The sequence below is a fragment of the Citrobacter sp. Colony219 genome, assembly GCF_019382635.1.
Classification (GTDB): Bacteria; Pseudomonadota; Gammaproteobacteria; order Enterobacterales; family Enterobacteriaceae; genus Citrobacter; species Citrobacter youngae.
In genome coordinates this window covers 4,306,673-4,307,394 of the sequence record NZ_CP080033.1, presented here as the reverse complement: position 1 = coordinate 4,307,394, position 722 = coordinate 4,306,673, and the positions used below count along the sequence as shown (strand labels likewise).

The following is a 722-nucleotide window of genomic DNA, read 5'->3' as shown; positions in this document are numbered from 1 at the left end:
CATGTTTGATTATAAGATTTCCAAACATCCACACTTTGACGAGGCCTGCCGGGCTTTCGCTCTGCGTCACAACATGGCGAAGCTGGCAGAACGCGTAGGAATGAATGTCCAGACGCTGCGCAATAAGCTGAACCCGGAGCAACCGCATCAACTCACCCCGCCGGAGATCTGGCTGCTGACTGATGTCACCGAAGACTCAACACTGGTTGATGGGTTTCTGGCTCAAATCCATTGCCTGCCGTGTGTGCCATTGAATGAAGTAGCAAAAGAGAACCTGCCGCATTACGTCATGAGTGCAACTGCGGAGATTGGGCGTGTAGCTGCAGGCGCAGTGTCCGGTGATGTGAAAACCAGTGCAGGCCGCCGCGATGTGATCAATAGCATCAACTCTGTTACGCGCTTAATGGCACTCACTGCAGTTTCATTACATGCGCGTTTGCAAGCTAACCCAGCGATGGCAAGCGCGGTAGATACCGTGACGGGCCTCGGCGCTTCGTTCGGTCTGATCTGAGGTGGTTATGCTGACTAAAGAACCATCTTTTGCATCGCTTCTCGTTAAGCAAAGCCCTGCAATGCACTGCGGTCATGGCTGGATTATGGGGAAGGATGGCAAGCGTTGGCACCCGTGCCGCTCTCAGGATGCGCTGCTGGCTGAACTCTCTACAACCAAAAAGGGGAACACATGGCTATCGAAGGCGCTGCGGCGACTGTTCCATTAAGTC

Annotated in this window: 2 protein-coding genes; both read left to right on the top strand. The window is 53.7% G+C overall.

The window, feature by feature from the left end:
• The first annotated feature begins 1 nt into the window (after nt 1).
• Nucleotides 2–511 (top strand): phage regulatory CII family protein, encoded by a 510-nt coding sequence (locus tag JTI85_RS19030; RefSeq protein WP_219351899.1) that lies wholly within the window; start codon nt 2–4, stop codon nt 509–511.
• 7 nt (nt 512–518) lie between these two features.
• Nucleotides 519–719 (top strand): phage filamentation protein Fil family protein, encoded by a 201-nt coding sequence (locus JTI85_RS19025; protein WP_219351897.1) that lies wholly within the window; start codon nt 519–521, stop codon nt 717–719.
• Nucleotides 720–722: the final 3 nt, after the last annotated feature.